This is a genomic window from Prochlorococcus marinus XMU1419, from assembly GCF_017695955.1.
Taxonomy (GTDB): domain Bacteria; phylum Cyanobacteriota; class Cyanobacteriia; order PCC-6307; family Cyanobiaceae; genus Prochlorococcus_A; species Prochlorococcus_A marinus_AD.
In genome coordinates, this window is sequence record NZ_JAAORO010000003.1 from 469,156 (window position 1) to 483,614 (window position 14,459).

The following is a 14,459-nucleotide window of genomic DNA, read 5'->3' on the forward strand; positions in this document are numbered from 1 at the left end:
ATATGTAAGAAAAAAGCAAAAATACTCAACAAGTGTGGATCTGAAGTTACAACAAAGAAATTTTCTAAAAAATGGCTATTGTCTGTTATATGGCTAATCCAACGAACTCCAACGAACCCTTTGATCTACGTTTGCCTACTCCAGGGTGCTACCTAGATCCTGAGAAAGCTGGCATGGATTCTGATGCTGTTTTTCAAGGAATGACAGCCCACCTCTTTTACACTCTTGGAAAGTTAGCTACTTCTGCAAGTCATCATGACTTATATATGGCTTTAAGTTACGCAGTTAAAGATAGGCTAATGACAAGATATTTAGCCAGTCAAGAAGTCATTAGAAAAAAACCACAAAAAACAGTCGCCTACCTTTCAGCTGAATTTTTAATAGGCCCTCAATTAAGTAATAATCTTCTCAATCTTGGAATAACTCAAGAAGCAGAAGATGCTTTAAAGAGATTTGGCATTGAATCATTATCAACAATACTTGAAGTTGAAGAGGAGCCCGGATTGGGTAATGGTGGACTTGGGAGACTTGCAGCGTGTTACATGGAATCATTAGCTTCTCTACAAGTTCCAGCAGTTGGTTATGGTATTAGATATGAATTTGGCATATTTAATCAGTTAATTAGAGATGGTTGGCAGGTTGAAGTAACTGATAAGTGGCTTAAAGGTGGATGGCCATGGGAACTTCCACAACCGGACGAATCATGTTTCGTCGGATTTGGAGGCAGAACCGAAAGCTACAGAGATGATAGAGGAAACTATAGATCACGGTGGATCCCCTCAGAACATGCAATTGGAGTACCTCACGATGTTCCAGTTTTAGGATATAGAGTAAATACATGTGACAGATTAAGATTATGGAGAGCAGATGCAACAGAAAGTTTTGATTTTTATGCATTCAATATTGGTGATTATTACGGTGCCGTAGAAGAAAAAGTTGCATCTGAAACTCTTTCAAAAGTTCTATATCCAAATGATGGAACCGACGAAGGTAGAAGATTAAGACTCAAACAACAACACTTTTTTGTAAGTTGTTCTCTTCAGGATATGTTGAGAAGCCTGGAAAAAAGATCGATACCAATAACTGAATTTTCTAAGCATTGGACAGTCCAACTGAATGATACTCATCCTGCTATTGCAGTTGCAGAGTTGATGAGACTTCTTATTGACCAATATCAAATAGGTTGGGATAAAGCATGGAACATAACAACTTCCTCAGTTGCTTATACCAATCACACCTTACTACCAGAAGCTTTAGAGAAGTGGGATTTAGGTTTATTTAATGATCTTCTTCCTCGTCATCTAGAAATTATTTATGAAATAAATTGGAGATTCCTACAACAATTAAGACTACGTTATCCTGGTGATGACAAAATCCTCCAAAAACTCTCGATAATTGATGAAGAAGGCTCCAAATCAGTTCGTATGGCTCACTTAGCGACAATTGGTGCACATCATATTAATGGTGTAGCGGCTCTTCACTCAGATCTTATAAAAAGACAACTTCTTCCTGAATTCGCAGAGCTATGGCCTGAAAAATTTACAAATGTAACTAATGGTGTTACTCCAAGGAGATGGGTTGCGTTATCTAATCCATCATTATCTAACCTTCTAGAAGAAGAAGTTGGTCCCAATTGGATAACAAATATGGAACTTCTTAAGAAATTAGAAGAGAAAAAAGATGACAACAATTTTTTACACAAATTTGAGGAAACTAAATTAAATGGCAAAAGAAAATTAGCTAGTTTTATTCATTCAAAAACTGGAATACTTGTAGATCCGTCAAGTTTATTTGATGTTCAAGTAAAAAGAATCCATCAATATAAAAGGCAACATTTAAATGCTCTACAAATTATTGCTCAGTATTTAAGAATCAAAAATGGTACAAACACTTATGAAGTCCCAAGAACAATAATCTTTGGAGGTAAAGCTGCACCAGGTTATTTTATGGCGAAGCTAATGATTAGATTCATTAATGGTATTGCTGATGTAGTTAATTCTGATCCAGATATGGAAGGTTTATTAAGAGTTGTTTTTCTTCCAGACTACAACGTTAAACTTGGTGAAATAGTTTATCCTGCAACTGATCTATCAGAACAAATTTCAACTGCTGGAAAAGAAGCATCAGGAACTGGAAATATGAAGTTTGCTATGAATGGAGCATTAACTATTGGCACCTTAGATGGAGCAAATGTGGAATTAAGAGATCTTGTAAAAAAAGAGAATTTCTTTCTTTTTGGTAAAACTGAAAGCGAAATTATGAATTTAAAAAATAATAATTATTCACCCAGGGCTTTTATTGAACAATGCCCAGAGCTTAAAGAGGTTATTCGCCTAATTGAAATTGGACATTTTAGCAATGGAGATAAAGAATTATTTAAACCTTTATTAAATAGCTTGACTGGACATGACCCGTTTTTTGTTATGGCTGATTTTGAAGATTACTTAAAGAAGCAGGATGTAGTTAGTGAATGCTGGAATAATAAAAAATCTTGGAATAAAATGGCATTATTAAATACTGCTAGATCAGGATATTTTTCTTCAGATAGATCTATTAGAGAGTACTGTAAAAGTATTTGGAAAGTCTCTCCAATGCCAGTAGAAATTACTTGCGATGTCGAAGAATTAACTAATTAATATTTTTCTTATCTGGTGAATCTGGAGTTTGATGAAATAATCTATTTAAAATTAATCGATCCATATTTAATGGATCTGGTGCTAATTCGTTCGCAATTTCTTTAAATTTTGATTCAATATTGTTTGAAATTTTTGTATCAAATATTCTTTCCATTAATGCTTCAATTGAATATAAATAAGCATTTACAGTTTCAAGTTCATCTAAAGCTTCAGTAATATCTGTATCAGAAATATGTTTTTCTTCTTGACTGTTATCTTCATGTAATTTTTTTTCAGATAATTTTGTCTGCAACTCTTCAGTAACTTTGCCACATAGAGTTCTAAAAGATTGAATTGATGCCCAATTTAATTCCTGTTGCTGTTTGAATGTTGGAAATTCTCTAATCAGACGATCATGCTCTTTATAAAATCTCTGACAATCAGGGCATTGGCATGGTTCTTCAGTCAAAAGAAAAAAATAACTCTCGTAATATCATCTCATTATTTAGGCAAAATTGTAGGACCATCCAATAATTCGTCATTTTCATCAAGCGAATCTGGACTTTCTGGTAAAGGTATTTCAATACTAGTTACTAAGTTTATAACGTCTCTTAATCTCATTGAATCAGCAAACCATCCCATTGCTTGTTCGGCATCTCCTCTCTTTTCTGCATCATTTGCTTGGTCTTCATGAGCTTCTGCCAACAAAGCAAGCCAGCATAAGCATCTTGCTTGAACTATTGAAAGATCTAAATCATTAGGTTGGGATTTAGAAATACGTTCATGCTCTTGTTGTATTAAGAGCTTTAAACGTGCATCATGCAACTTAGCCATAAAAGATTTATTACTAATTATACGCTAGCTAGAGAGTAGTAGGTTTGCACACGTACTACATATAGTTTATTACTTTACGGGACTGGCGGGAGTCGAACCCACGACCTACGGTTTAGGAAACCGTTGCTCTATCCTGCTGAGCTACAGCCCCAATAGATGATTTTTGGACTAATAAGCACTATGCTAAATGAAAGCAGGAGAGGCAATCGCAAAAAAGTTTTGTTTTGAAAAGAAAACAAAACTTTTTTGAGGAAAGTCCGGGCTCCCATATGGTCAGGCTTGCTGGGTAATTCCCAGTGCGGGTAACCGTGAGGATAGTGCCACAGAAACATACCGCCTAATACTATTTGTATGGTAAGGGTGCAAGGGTGCGGTAAGAGCGCACCAGCAACATTGAGAGGTGTTGGCTAGGTAAACCCCGGCTGGGAGCAAGGCTAAGTAGATTTATGACCATTACACAATCTACTTTTAAGCGCCGCTTGAGACTGCGAAGTAATTCCAGTCCTAGATAGATGATTGCCCATCTTTTTTAGATGAACAGAACCCGGCTTATGACCTGCTTTCTAATTGTTGTGATTATTTCAATCAAATGAATAACACTATTGACGGAAACAGAATTAATCAAATAATAAATTTTTTAAAATCTTTAAAAATTAGATCAAAAAGGTTTTCTGAAATAACTAATAAAGAAAATATTTCAATAATTCAAAATTTTAATCAAGCATTAATCCACTCCTCAGATGACAATGAAATAAATTATGAGACATTAGAGTTCTTTGGAGATGCAGTTCTCAGATTAGCCGCTTCAAATTTTATTGAAAATAAATATCCGCAAATGAGTGTTGGAGAAAGATCAGAACTAAGATCACAAATTGTAAGTGATGCATGGTTAACTAAATTAGGGAAAAAAATTGGCATAGAGAACCTAATAATTAAAGGTCCTAAAGCTCTTGGTGATGAAAATTCAAGAAATACCATTATTGGGGAAGCTACAGAAGCATTAATTGGTGCCCTTTATAAGTCCTTTAACTCAATTCATGAAGTTAATTTATGGCTAGATGATATTTGGGAAGAAGATGCAGAGATCTTTTTAAAAGCCCCATATAAATTCAAACCTAAAACAGTATTACAAGAGTGGTGTCAAAGGAAAGGTTTAGATTTGCCGGTCTATCAGTTGATTGAGGCCTCTAAAGTGAATGGAGACCCAAAAAGATTCTTTTGCGATATATTTATCGATGGATTAAAAGAATCATCTGGATTTGGGAAGTCCCACAAACAAGCAGAAACAAATGCAGCTAGGGAATTAATAGAAAAATTTAAAACCCTAGGCAAAATTTAACAATAAGAACTAGTTTTTAAACTATTTCTAAATTAGTTATTTGAAATGTTATGAGTTTATCCCAATTACCACCTTCAAATAAAACAGCCGCTCTTTTTTTTGTAACTCTTTGTACAAAACCTTTATATCCTCTGTATATGGAGTTAGTGTCTTTTACAACAACAAAAGAACCGGGCAATATGGGTTTAGTAGATAATTCCATAAAAAACACTTTCTAATACAATATATGATAAACAAAGATGAATGGTTGATTATTGGATTGATAACATCATGTCATGGAATTAATGGACAGGTAAAAGTTAAATCTCTAAGTGATTTTGAAGAAAGATTTTTAAAACCTGGAATGCGATGGTTGCAAAAAGATAATGAACCTCCTTCAAAAATAGAACTTTTATCTGGTTTTAAACAGCCTGGTAAAGAAACCTTTATAGTTAAGTTCCAGGGAATTAATACAAGAAATAATGCAGAGCAACTGAAGAATTCTAAAATTCTTGTCAAAACCGATAAACTACCCAAATTAAAAAAGGAAGAATTCCACTTCTTGGAACTTATAAACCTAGAGGTCAAGACTCTAGAAAATGATGAATTAAAAACAATTGGGAAAGTTATAAATCTAGAAAATGAAAAAAATAATTTACTTGTTATTGAACTATTTAAAAATCAAAAAGAAGTTTTTATACCATTTGTTAAAGAAATAGTCCCATTAATAGATATAAAAAATAATTTTATAATAATTAGTCCACCAAATGGACTTTTAGAACTATAAATTTAAAAATAAAAATTTGTTAGAAACTCATCATTCCACAGTTACACTTTTAGCTAAATTTCTTGGTTGATCCACGTCAAGTCCTCTATGAGCTGCAATATGGTAACTCAATAATTGTAGAGGCACTATGTTAAGTAAAGGTGAAATCCATTCATTAGAGGAAGGAACTTTCATTAAATAATCAAAAATTTCAGTTCCATTACATTCAGGGGCAATCCCAATTAAAAATGAATCTCTAGCTTTTGCTTCTTGAGCATTACTGATCACTTTATCGAAAACTTCACCAGGAGAAGCAATAGAAATAACGGGGACTTTTTTATCTAACAAAGCTATTGGGCCATGTTTCATCTCACCAGCTGGATATCCAGCCGCATGAATATAACTAATTTCTTTGAGTTTTAACGCTCCTTCAAGAGCAATAGGATAATTAATACCCCTTCCTAAAAAAATAACATCTTTAATATTAAAAAAATCATGTGCTAGCTTTTCTGAAGATTTATTATGTTGCTCTAAAAGATTTTCTATTAATGGAGGCAGTTTTATAAGATCAGTTATTAAATTATTTATTTCATTTAGGCTTCGACTACCTTTAATTTCTGCAAATTTTATAGCTAAGCCATAAAAAGAAAGTAATTGAGCAAAAAAAGTTTTTGTAGCTGCAACTCCCACTTCTATTCCTGCACAAATATCAATTAAATTTGAAACCTGCCTTCCTATCGAGCTCTCTTTTCTATTTGTTATAGCAATAAGATTAGGTTTAAAATTTTTATCTTCAATCGAAGACCGTCTTTTAATTTCCATATCAATAGCTGCAATTGTATCAGCAGTTTCTCCAGATTGTGTGACTCCAATAGTTAATGTATTTGGCAGCAATGGAGGTGGTGAATATCGAAATTCACTTGCGTAAAAAACATTCGTGGGAATACCTGAAAATTGTTCTAGTAAAAAACTACCAACCATTGCAGCATGTTTACTTGTACCACAAGCGATAATTTCAATTCTTTCTATTGATTCTAAAAACTTTGTATCAAAAGGATAATTAATTTGATATTTGCCATCTTCTAAGTTTTGAATTAAATAATTTTCCAACCAGTTTTTTACGGTCTGTGGTTGATCATATATCTCCTTTAACATGTAGTGTTTAAAATTCATCTTATCCATTATTTGCTCTGAAACTTTGAGAGAAACTGGATTTCGATATTGCCTCTCATTGTTCGTGTCATATATTTCTATTCCAAGCGGAGTCAACAAAGCTATTTCTTCATCCTCCATAGGCAAAATAATATTTGTGAAATTAGCAATAGCTGGAGTATCACTTGCACAAATAAATTCACCTTCACCCAAACCAATAATCAAGGGTGCTTGTCTTCTTGCAACTACCAAAGAGGTTGGAGCATCAGCCCATAAAACGGCTAGGGCATAAGATCCTTCCAAATCAGATATTACATTTCTCACAGCAACTAATAATGTTGAGCCATTATTTTCAAGGTTAAGTTTACTTAATGTATTTAATTCTCTTTTTATTAGATGAGGAATTACCTCAGTGTCTGTATCAGAGTTAAAAATAATGCCTTCTTGTTCTAATTTATTTTTTAAATCTTGAAAATTTTCAATAATTCCATTTTGAACAACTGCTATATTTCCTGAACTATCAGTATGAGGATGTGCATTTTTAACCTCAGGTTTACCATGAGTTGCCCATCGTGTATGACCTATACCCACAGTTCCAGGTATATTGTGATCTTTAAGATTACTTATTAAATTCTTGAGTTTTCCTTCTGCTTTGTTACAAGATATAGAATTTGTTTCGGAATTTATTATTGCAATACCTGCAGAATCATAACCTCTATATTCAAGTTTTTCTAAACCATTCATTAATAATGGTAAAGCTTTTTTATATCCAGTAACAGCAACTATTCCACACATACGAACTTTTTTTTCAATTATATTGAAATAAATTGCGTATTTATTAAAACATGGACTCTCTTAAAACTGCACTATAAAAATCAATATGCTAGGCCCATACTCCTTGAAGTCTCATCCCCTAAATAAACACGAATACTTAAGAAATCAGTTGGACAGGCTGTTTCACATCTTTTGCAACCTACACAATCTTCTGTTCTAGGAGAAGAAGCTATTTGTCCAGCTTTACAGCCTTCCCAGGGAACCATTTCTAAAACATCAAGTGGGCAAGCCCTTACGCATTGGGTACAACCAATGCAAGTGTCATAAATTTTAACTGCGTGTGACATGTAAAAATTGTCTTTTGAACCTCGTTTTATAATACTATTGTCTTACAAAGAAATTAAAAAAATTAAGATATGCTTCACTCTTGTTAACTCTAGGGCATAAAATCAGATAGATAATTAGTAATTTCCATAAACTATGTCACAAGAAATCCTTGAAAAAGTCTGTTCTATTGTTTCAGAACAATTAAGTGTTGAATCAACAGAAGTAAAATCAGATTCAAATTTCCAAAATGATTTAGGAGCAGATTCTCTAGATACAGTTGAACTCGTTATGGCTTTAGAAGAAGCATTTGACATTGAAATTCCAGATGAGGCAGCTGAAGGAATCGCAACTGTTGGCGATGCTGTAAAATTCATCGAAGAAAAAAAAGGTTAATTAAAGAATGCCAAATTTCCATCGAGTAGTTATTACTGGTATCGGAGCAGTAACTCCAATTGGTAATAACATTGATGAATATTTAGTCGGTCTTCAAACAGGTACTAATGGGGTCTCAGATATTACTCTCTTTGATCCTGTACAACATCCGTGCAAATTTGCTGCAGAAGTAAAAAATCTTCAATCTGAAAATTTTATTGAAGCTAAAGAATCCAAAAGATGGGATCGTTTTTCCCAGTTTGGAGTTATTGCTGCAAAGCAAGCCTTTAATGATTCTGGACTAGAAATTACAGAAGCTAATGCTTCAAGAATTGGAGTGATTATTGGTTCTGGTGTTGGAGGCTTGCTAACTATGGAAAGTCAAGCTCAAATATTAAGTCATAAAGGACCTAAAAGAGTAAGTCCATTTACAGTCCCAATGATGATTCCAAATATGGCAACTGGATTGGCTGCCATCGCTTTGGGTGCAAAAGGACCAAGTTCCGCTGTTTCAACAGCTTGCGCTGCCGGTTCAAATGCAATTGGTGATTCTTTTAGATTACTCCAACTTGGAAAGGCAGATGCAATGATCTGTGGAGGAGCAGAAGCAAGTATTACGCCCCTTGGAGTAGCTGGTTTTGCTAGTGCTAAAGCTCTTTCATTCAGAAATGACAGCCCTCAAACAGCTAGCAGACCTTTTGACGCTGAAAGAGATGGATTTGTTATTGGAGAGGGATCTGGAATTCTTGTTTTAGAAACTTTAGAAAATGCGCAAAAAAGGAATGCGAGAATTTATGCAGAAATAATTGGATATGGAACAACATGTGATGCACATCATATTACTGCTCCATCTCCAGGCGGTGTAGGAGGAGCCGAAGCTATCAAATTAGCAATTGAAGACGCTTGTCTCAGCCTTGAAAAAGTTGATTACATAAATGCTCATGGAACAAGTACATCAGCTAATGATAAAAATGAAACTTCTGCAATTAAATCTATTTTTAAAGACAGATCTTACCTCATTCCTGTAAGCTCTACTAAGTCGATGACTGGTCATCTCCTAGGAGGCTCAGGAGGTATAGAGGCTGTAGCTTGTATACTTTCTTTGACACATAATTTTATCCCTCCTACAATTAACTACGTCAATCCAGATCCTGAATGTGATCTTGATTATGTACCAAATAACGCAAGAGAAGCTCAAGTAGGAGTTGCTCTTTCTAATTCTTTCGGCTTTGGTGGTCACAATGTTTGTCTTGCTTTCAGCAAAATGAATTGAAGACAACCAATTCTATATTTCCAACTTAACTTACTTAAAAACAATGGTCGCTGCATCTGTCTCATTAGAATCACTTTGTGTAAATAGTATAAGAATGCTTGCTGTAGATGCAGTAAATAAATCTAATAGTGGACATCCTGGATTACCGATGGGGTGTGCTCCTATGGGTTATGCATTATGGCAAAACATACTAAATCACAACCCCAATAACCCAAAATGGTTCAATAGAGATCGTTTTGTATTATCAGCTGGTCATGGCTGCATGCTGTTATATTCTTTGCTGCATTTGACAGGATATAAATCAGTTTCTATAGAAGATATTAAAGAATTCAGACAATGGGGATCAAAAACTCCTGGACATCCAGAAACATTCGAAACTGAAGGTGTTGAAGTCACAGCTGGGCCTCTTGGAGCCGGGATTTCAAACGCTGTTGGTTTAGCAATAGCTGAAACTCACTTAGCAGCAAAATTTAATAAGCCCGATTGTAATATCGTTGATCACTACACCTACGTAATAATGGGTGACGGATGTAATCAAGAGGGTATCGCATCAGAGGCTTGCTCATTAGCTGGTCATCTAAAGCTTGGAAAATTAATTGCGCTCTATGACGATAATCAAATTACAATTGATGGGCGAACCGATGTTTCTTTCACCGAAGATGTTTTAAAAAGATATGAAGCTTATGGATGGCACGTACAACATGTTGAAGATGGTAATCATGATGTCAAAGGAATAACTGAAGCTATCGAAAAAGCAAAATTAATAACAGACAAACCTTCAATTATAAAAATTTCTACAACCATAGGTTATGGTTCACCCAATAAATCAGATACTGCTGGAATTCATGGAGCAGCTGTTGGAGAGGAAGAAGCTGCATTAACTAGAGAGTTTCTAAATTGGGAATACCCTCCCTTTGAAATACCAGATGAAGTTTATACGCATTTTAGAAAATCAATTAATAAAGGAGAAAACTTAGAGAAAGATTGGGATTCTAAATTTGAAGAATATCAGAAAAAATATCCCTCTGAAGGAGCCGAGTTAAAAAGAATGTTGGAGGGTAAATTACCAGAGAATTGGGATTCAGATCTCCCCTCTTATACACCTGATGATAAAGGGTTAGCCACCAGAAAGCATTCACAAATATGTTTAGGTGCTTTAGGACCTAACCTGCCTGAATTAATTGGTGGATCAGCAGATTTAACTCACTCTAACTACACAGATATCAAAGGAGAAACTGGATCATTCCAGCCTCATAGTCCTGAAAAAAGATATTTGCATTTTGGCGTACGTGAACATGCAATGGCAGCCGTACTTAATGGTATTGCCTATCACAATAGTGGTCTTATTCCATACGGTGGAACTTTCCTTGTTTTCGCTGATTACATGAGAGGTTCAATGAGGCTTTCAGCACTCAGCGAATTAGGAGTAATCTATGTATTAACACATGATTCAATTGGTGTAGGAGAAGACGGTCCAACCCACCAACCTATTGAAACTATCCCCTCTCTTCGTGCCATGCCTAACATGCTAGTTTTTCGACCAGGAGATGGAAATGAAACGAGTGGTGCTTATAAGCTTGCAATTAAAAACCGAAAAAGACCCTCTGCCCTTTGTTTAAGCAGACAAGGTATGCCTAATCAAGAAAATACTTCAATTGACAAAGTTGCATTTGGCGGATATGTAGTTTCTGATTGCGAAGGAACACCAGATTTAATTTTTATTGGCACTGGAAGCGAACTAAATCTTTGTATTGAAGCAAGTAAGCAGATTTCAAACTTAGGTAAAAAAACTAGGGTTGTCTCTATGCCTTGCGTAGAACTGTTCGAAGAGCAAGACGAATCTTACAAAGAAAGTGTTTTACCTAGTAGTGTTTCCAAGAGAGTTGTAGTAGAAGCTGCTCATTCATTTGGTTGGCATAAATATACAGGTTTTGATGGGATTTGTATTACTATGGATAGATTTGGTGCATCAGCACCGGGTGGAGAGTGTATGAAAAATTTTGGATTTACAGTTGAAAACGTTGTTAATAAGACGAAGGAAATTCTATAAATTTATTGAATAACTAAACTGAAGTATTACATTCTTCAAGTTTATCTTTTAACTGATCGAGAGATTCATTAGAAATTTTTGAATTCATTGGACAATGTTTAGGGCCGCACATTGAACAAAATTCAGCCTTTTTGAAGATTTCTTCAGGTAGTGTTTCATCATGATATTGCTTTGCCCTTTCAGGATCTAATGAAAGTTCAAATTGTTTATTCCAATCAAAGTTATATCTTGCATGGCTAAGTTCATCATCTCTGTTACGAGCTCCAGCTCGATGCCTTGCAATATCAGCAGCATGTGCAGCTATCTTATAAGCAATTAATCCTTCGCGTACATCTTCTGCATTTGGAAGACCTAAATGTTCTTTTGGAGTTACATAACATAACATTGAAGTCCCATACCATCCTGCCATTGCTGCACCAATAGCACTGGATATATGGTCATAACCAGGAGATATATCTGTTACCAATGGACCAAGTACATAGAAGGGAGCTTCTGAACATTCTTCCATTTGTTTTCTCACGTTAAACTCAATTTGGTCCATAGGTACATGGCCAGGGCCCTCAACCATTACTTGAACATTATGCTCCCATGCTCTTCGAGTAAGCTCTCCTAAAGTCTTCAATTCAGCTAGCTGAGCATCATCAGAGGCATCATGCAAACATCCAGGTCTTAGGGAATCTCCTAGAGAAAAAGTACAATCATATTTCTTAAAAATCTCACAAATATCATCAAACCTTGTATATAGGGGATTTTGCTTAAAATGATGCAACATCCATTGAGCTAAAATACCTCCCCCTCTACTTACAATTCCAGTGATTCTTCCTTTAACTTTTGGTAAATGCTCTATTAATAGCCCAGCATGAATAGTTTGATAATCTACGCCTTGCTGGCAATGTTTTTCAATAATGTGAAGAAAATCGTCTTCAGTTAGTCTATCTATTGAACCATGTACACTTTCTAAAGCTTGATAAACAGGAACTGTGCCTATAGGAACAGTAGATTCTTGAATAATTGCTTGCCGCACTTCATCTAAATTTACTCCTCCTGTAGAAAGATCCATAACTGTATCAGCGCCATATTTAACGGCTAGCTTAAGCTTCTCTACTTCTTCATTAATATCACTTGCATTAGGGGAAGCACCAATATTTGCATTAACTTTGCATCTAGAAGCAATACCTATAGACATTGGCTCAAGATTCAAATGATTAATATTAGCTGGAATAATTAATCTTCCTCTTGCCACCTCTTCCATTATTAAAGAAGCAGGTAGATTCTCTTTTTTAGCAACAAAATCCATTTCTTCAGTGATATAGCCATTTCTCGCAAAGTTCATCTGAGTTACATTTTCTTTCCCAAGGCGAGGCTTAATCCAGGAACTTCTCATAAATTTAAAAATTTCTAAAAGTGGTATAACTAAAAGTTGATCAAATCTCCACTTCCCTGGACCAGGATTTATGATTCAGGTTCAAAGGGTATGATCTCAGCCAAGTTAAATGTCTCAGCACCCCTAGTATTAATCTTATTAATAGCTATTTTCTAAAAAATAGTCATCACATATTTCGTAAAAGTTAAATAAAATTTATTTAACTTTTTTATAAGTCTTTATTTTTTTTAAAATATTTTTCCTTTCCAATCTTCTTCTTATATCTTTCTCCAGAATAACTGAAACGCCCACTAAGCCAACAGGTAAATAAAAAATCTTCCTAGAATTATCTCTCAATATCAAGCCAATAGCAGAAATAAGGATCATGAAAGGAGCCACAAAAGACAAAATAAATCTTTTATCAATTTTCATTTATCAACTTTATTAACTATTTCATTATTTAATTTTACTATGGATTCTGTTATCACTTTAATTCCAACAGCAATAGCTTTTTCATCTGGATCAAATTTGGAACTATGTAAAGGTGCGCATCCATTTGAACTAGAAACGCCAAGCCTAAACATAGCCCCTGGGATCTCATTCAAGAATTCTGCGAAGTCCTCAGCACCCAATGATGGTTTTTGTAATTCGATAACATTTTCTTTACCCAAAACTTTAATTCCTGAATCTCTGAGGACTCTATTAATTTCAGAATTATTATTAACTGGTGGAGTAATCTCTCTAAATATTACTTTTGCATCAGCTCCGCAACTATTAGCTAAAGAAGTGATGTTTTCATTGAGCCAATTACCCATTTTCTTAAATAATTTAAAGTTTGTGCATCTAACCGTACCAATTAATGAAACTTTTTCAGCAAGAATATTGAAGGCATTACCACCATTAATTTTCCCAAAAGTTATTACTACGGGATCTAAAGGATCTAACTTCCTTGTTATTGATTCTTGAACTCCTGAGATAATTTTAGAGGCAACCCATATAGCATCAACCCCTTCATGAGGTCGAGCACCATGTCCTGATTTTCCTTGGATCTCCACCTTGAGTTCTCCAGCTGCTGCAGTTAAACTTCCCTCTTTAATTCCAATAGTCCCTACAGATAAATCAGGGTAGACATGAACGCCTAAAATATGGGTTAAACCATTAGTTGCTCCATCCTTAATCATCCATCTAGCTCCGCTTGCGATCTCTTCAGCAGGCTGAAAAATTATCCTAGTCCCAAAATTAAGTTTCAAATCCTTAACAATTTTTGCTACACCCAAACCAATCGATATATGTAAATCGTGACCACACGCATGCATAACACCATCTACTTTTGAAGAAAATGTAAGTTTAGTTTCCTCATGTATTGGTAAGGCATCCATATCCACTCTTAATCCTATGATGCCTTTATCTAAGGGACCTAATTCAGCTACAACACCAGTTCTACCTATAGATTCTCTGACATTCCAACCAATATTTTTTAAAAAACCACTTATCAAAATCGCTGTTTGATTTTCTAGTCCGCTTAATTCCGGATGTGCATGGATATGTCTTCTTAAATTAATTAACTCATCACTAAACGAATCAATTTTTTTAAAAAGCTGATCTTTACTCATTA

At 34.8% G+C, this 14,459-nt stretch carries 14 protein-coding genes, 1 tRNA gene and 1 other RNA gene; 7 read left to right on the forward strand and 9 right to left on the reverse strand.

The window, feature by feature from the left end:
* Nucleotides 1-89: 89 nt before the first annotated feature.
* Nucleotides 90-2,636 (forward strand): glycogen/starch/alpha-glucan phosphorylase, encoded by a 2,547-nt coding sequence (locus tag HA151_RS08690; protein WP_209107162.1) that lies wholly within the window; start codon nt 90-92, stop codon nt 2,634-2,636.
* On the opposite strand, the gene HA151_RS08695 is transcribed toward HA151_RS08690, so the two are convergent.
* From HA151_RS08695 to HA151_RS08705, 3 genes are all read right to left on the reverse strand, one after another.
* The gene (locus tag HA151_RS08695; protein WP_209107043.1) at nt 2,629-3,084 is read right to left on the reverse strand and encodes a hypothetical protein; all 456 of its coding nucleotides are present in this window, start codon (nt 3,082-3,084) and stop codon (nt 2,629-2,631) included. The genes HA151_RS08690 and HA151_RS08695 overlap by 8 nt on opposite strands.
* Before the next feature lie 32 nt (nt 3,085-3,116).
* Nucleotides 3,117-3,449, reverse strand: coding sequence for a hypothetical protein (locus HA151_RS08700; protein ID WP_209107044.1), 333 nt, complete (start codon nt 3,447-3,449; stop codon nt 3,117-3,119).
* Nucleotides 3,450-3,526: 77 nt separating this feature from the next.
* A tRNA-Arg gene (locus HA151_RS08705) sits at nt 3,527-3,600 on the reverse strand.
* A gap of 38 nt (nt 3,601-3,638) precedes the next feature.
* Between HA151_RS08705 and rnpB the strand changes: the two genes are divergently transcribed.
* Together rnpB and HA151_RS08715 are read left to right on the forward strand one after the other, a co-directional pair.
* Nucleotides 3,639-4,017: RNase P RNA component class A (gene rnpB, locus HA151_RS08710), an RNA gene on the forward strand.
* 21 nt (nt 4,018-4,038) lie between these two features.
* Nucleotides 4,039-4,788, forward strand: a complete 750-nt coding sequence (locus HA151_RS08715) for a ribonuclease III family protein (protein WP_209107045.1) — start codon at nt 4,039-4,041, stop codon at nt 4,786-4,788.
* A gap of 16 nt (nt 4,789-4,804) precedes the next feature.
* On the opposite strand, the gene HA151_RS08720 is transcribed toward HA151_RS08715, so the two are convergent.
* The gene (locus HA151_RS08720) at nt 4,805-4,990 is read right to left on the reverse strand and encodes an NAD(P)H dehydrogenase subunit NdhS (protein WP_025895090.1); all 186 of its coding nucleotides are present in this window, start codon (nt 4,988-4,990) and stop codon (nt 4,805-4,807) included.
* Nucleotides 4,991-5,014: 24 nt separating this feature from the next.
* On the opposite strand from HA151_RS08720, the gene rimM reads away from it, so the two are divergent.
* Nucleotides 5,015-5,554 carry a ribosome maturation factor RimM gene (gene rimM / locus HA151_RS08725; protein ID WP_209107046.1) on the forward strand — a complete coding sequence of 180 codons (540 nt, stop codon included), beginning with the start codon at nt 5,015-5,017 and terminating at the stop codon, nt 5,552-5,554.
* 30 nt (nt 5,555-5,584) lie between these two features.
* Here the strand turns inward: rimM and glmS are convergent, their stop codons facing one another.
* Both glmS and psaC read right to left on the reverse strand, forming a co-directional pair.
* Nucleotides 5,585-7,480 carry a glutamine--fructose-6-phosphate transaminase (isomerizing) gene (glmS, locus tag HA151_RS08730; RefSeq protein WP_209107047.1) on the reverse strand — a complete coding sequence of 632 codons (1,896 nt, stop codon included), beginning with the start codon at nt 7,478-7,480 and terminating at the stop codon, nt 5,585-5,587.
* A gap of 80 nt (nt 7,481-7,560) precedes the next feature.
* Entirely contained in the window at nt 7,561-7,806 is a 246-nt protein-coding gene (gene psaC, locus HA151_RS08735) for a photosystem I iron-sulfur center protein PsaC (protein ID WP_025954930.1), read from the reverse strand.
* Between the two features lie 133 nt (nt 7,807-7,939).
* On the opposite strand from psaC, the gene acpP reads away from it, so the two are divergent.
* Genes acpP through tkt form a run of 3 tightly spaced genes read left to right on the forward strand, consistent with a single transcriptional unit; the run spans nt 7,940 to nt 11,481 of the window.
* Nucleotides 7,940-8,179, forward strand: coding sequence for an acyl carrier protein (gene acpP / locus HA151_RS08740; RefSeq protein ID WP_209107048.1), 240 nt, complete (start codon nt 7,940-7,942; stop codon nt 8,177-8,179).
* A gap of 7 nt (nt 8,180-8,186) precedes the next feature.
* Complete coding sequence (fabF, locus tag HA151_RS08745) at nt 8,187-9,431, forward strand: beta-ketoacyl-ACP synthase II (protein WP_209107049.1); 1,245 nt, start codon at nt 8,187-8,189, stop codon at nt 9,429-9,431.
* Between the two features lie 43 nt (nt 9,432-9,474).
* Nucleotides 9,475-11,481, forward strand: coding sequence for a transketolase (gene tkt / locus HA151_RS08750; RefSeq protein WP_209107050.1), 2,007 nt, complete (start codon nt 9,475-9,477; stop codon nt 11,479-11,481).
* A 13-nt stretch (nt 11,482-11,494) separates the two neighbouring features.
* Here tkt and thiC read toward each other — a convergent pair whose 3' ends face one another.
* From thiC to HA151_RS08765, 3 genes are all read right to left on the reverse strand, one after another.
* Nucleotides 11,495-12,865, reverse strand: a complete 1,371-nt coding sequence (thiC, locus tag HA151_RS08755; protein ID WP_209107051.1) for a phosphomethylpyrimidine synthase ThiC — start codon at nt 12,863-12,865, stop codon at nt 11,495-11,497.
* A 195-nt stretch (nt 12,866-13,060) separates the two neighbouring features.
* Entirely contained in the window at nt 13,061-13,276 is a 216-nt protein-coding gene (locus HA151_RS08760; RefSeq protein ID WP_209107052.1) for a DUF3188 domain-containing protein, read from the reverse strand.
* The gene (locus tag HA151_RS08765; RefSeq protein WP_209107053.1) at nt 13,273-14,457 is read right to left on the reverse strand and encodes an amidohydrolase; all 1,185 of its coding nucleotides are present in this window, start codon (nt 14,455-14,457) and stop codon (nt 13,273-13,275) included. Before HA151_RS08765 ends, HA151_RS08760 begins: the two co-directional genes overlap by 4 nt.
* Nucleotides 14,458-14,459 lie beyond the last annotated feature (2 nt).

Excerpts from the sequence above, each read along its gene's own strand:
- HA151_RS08690 (WP_209107162.1), top strand. The coding sequence starts at position 90 with ATGGCTAATCCAACGAACTCCAACGAACCCTTTGATCTACGTTTGCCT.
- HA151_RS08700 (WP_209107044.1), bottom strand. The coding sequence starts at position 3,449 with ATGGCTAAGTTGCATGATGCACGTTTAAAGCTCTTAATACAACAAGAG.
- HA151_RS08715 (WP_209107045.1), top strand. The coding sequence starts at position 4,039 with ATGAATAACACTATTGACGGAAACAGAATTAATCAAATAATAAATTTT.
- HA151_RS08720 (WP_025895090.1), bottom strand. The coding sequence starts at position 4,990 with ATGGAATTATCTACTAAACCCATATTGCCCGGTTCTTTTGTTGTTGTA.
- rimM (WP_209107046.1), top strand. The coding sequence starts at position 5,015 with ATGATAAACAAAGATGAATGGTTGATTATTGGATTGATAACATCATGT.
- glmS (WP_209107047.1), bottom strand. The coding sequence starts at position 7,480 with ATGTGTGGAATAGTTGCTGTTACTGGATATAAAAAAGCTTTACCATTA.
- psaC (WP_025954930.1), bottom strand. The coding sequence starts at position 7,806 with ATGTCACACGCAGTTAAAATTTATGACACTTGCATTGGTTGTACCCAA.
- acpP (WP_209107048.1), top strand. The coding sequence starts at position 7,940 with ATGTCACAAGAAATCCTTGAAAAAGTCTGTTCTATTGTTTCAGAACAA.
- fabF (WP_209107049.1), top strand. The coding sequence starts at position 8,187 with ATGCCAAATTTCCATCGAGTAGTTATTACTGGTATCGGAGCAGTAACT.
- tkt (WP_209107050.1), top strand. The coding sequence starts at position 9,475 with ATGGTCGCTGCATCTGTCTCATTAGAATCACTTTGTGTAAATAGTATA.
- thiC (WP_209107051.1), bottom strand. The coding sequence starts at position 12,865 with ATGAGAAGTTCCTGGATTAAGCCTCGCCTTGGGAAAGAAAATGTAACT.
- HA151_RS08760 (WP_209107052.1), bottom strand. The coding sequence starts at position 13,276 with ATGAAAATTGATAAAAGATTTATTTTGTCTTTTGTGGCTCCTTTCATG.
- HA151_RS08765 (WP_209107053.1), bottom strand. The coding sequence starts at position 14,457 with ATGAGTAAAGATCAGCTTTTTAAAAAAATTGATTCGTTTAGTGATGAG.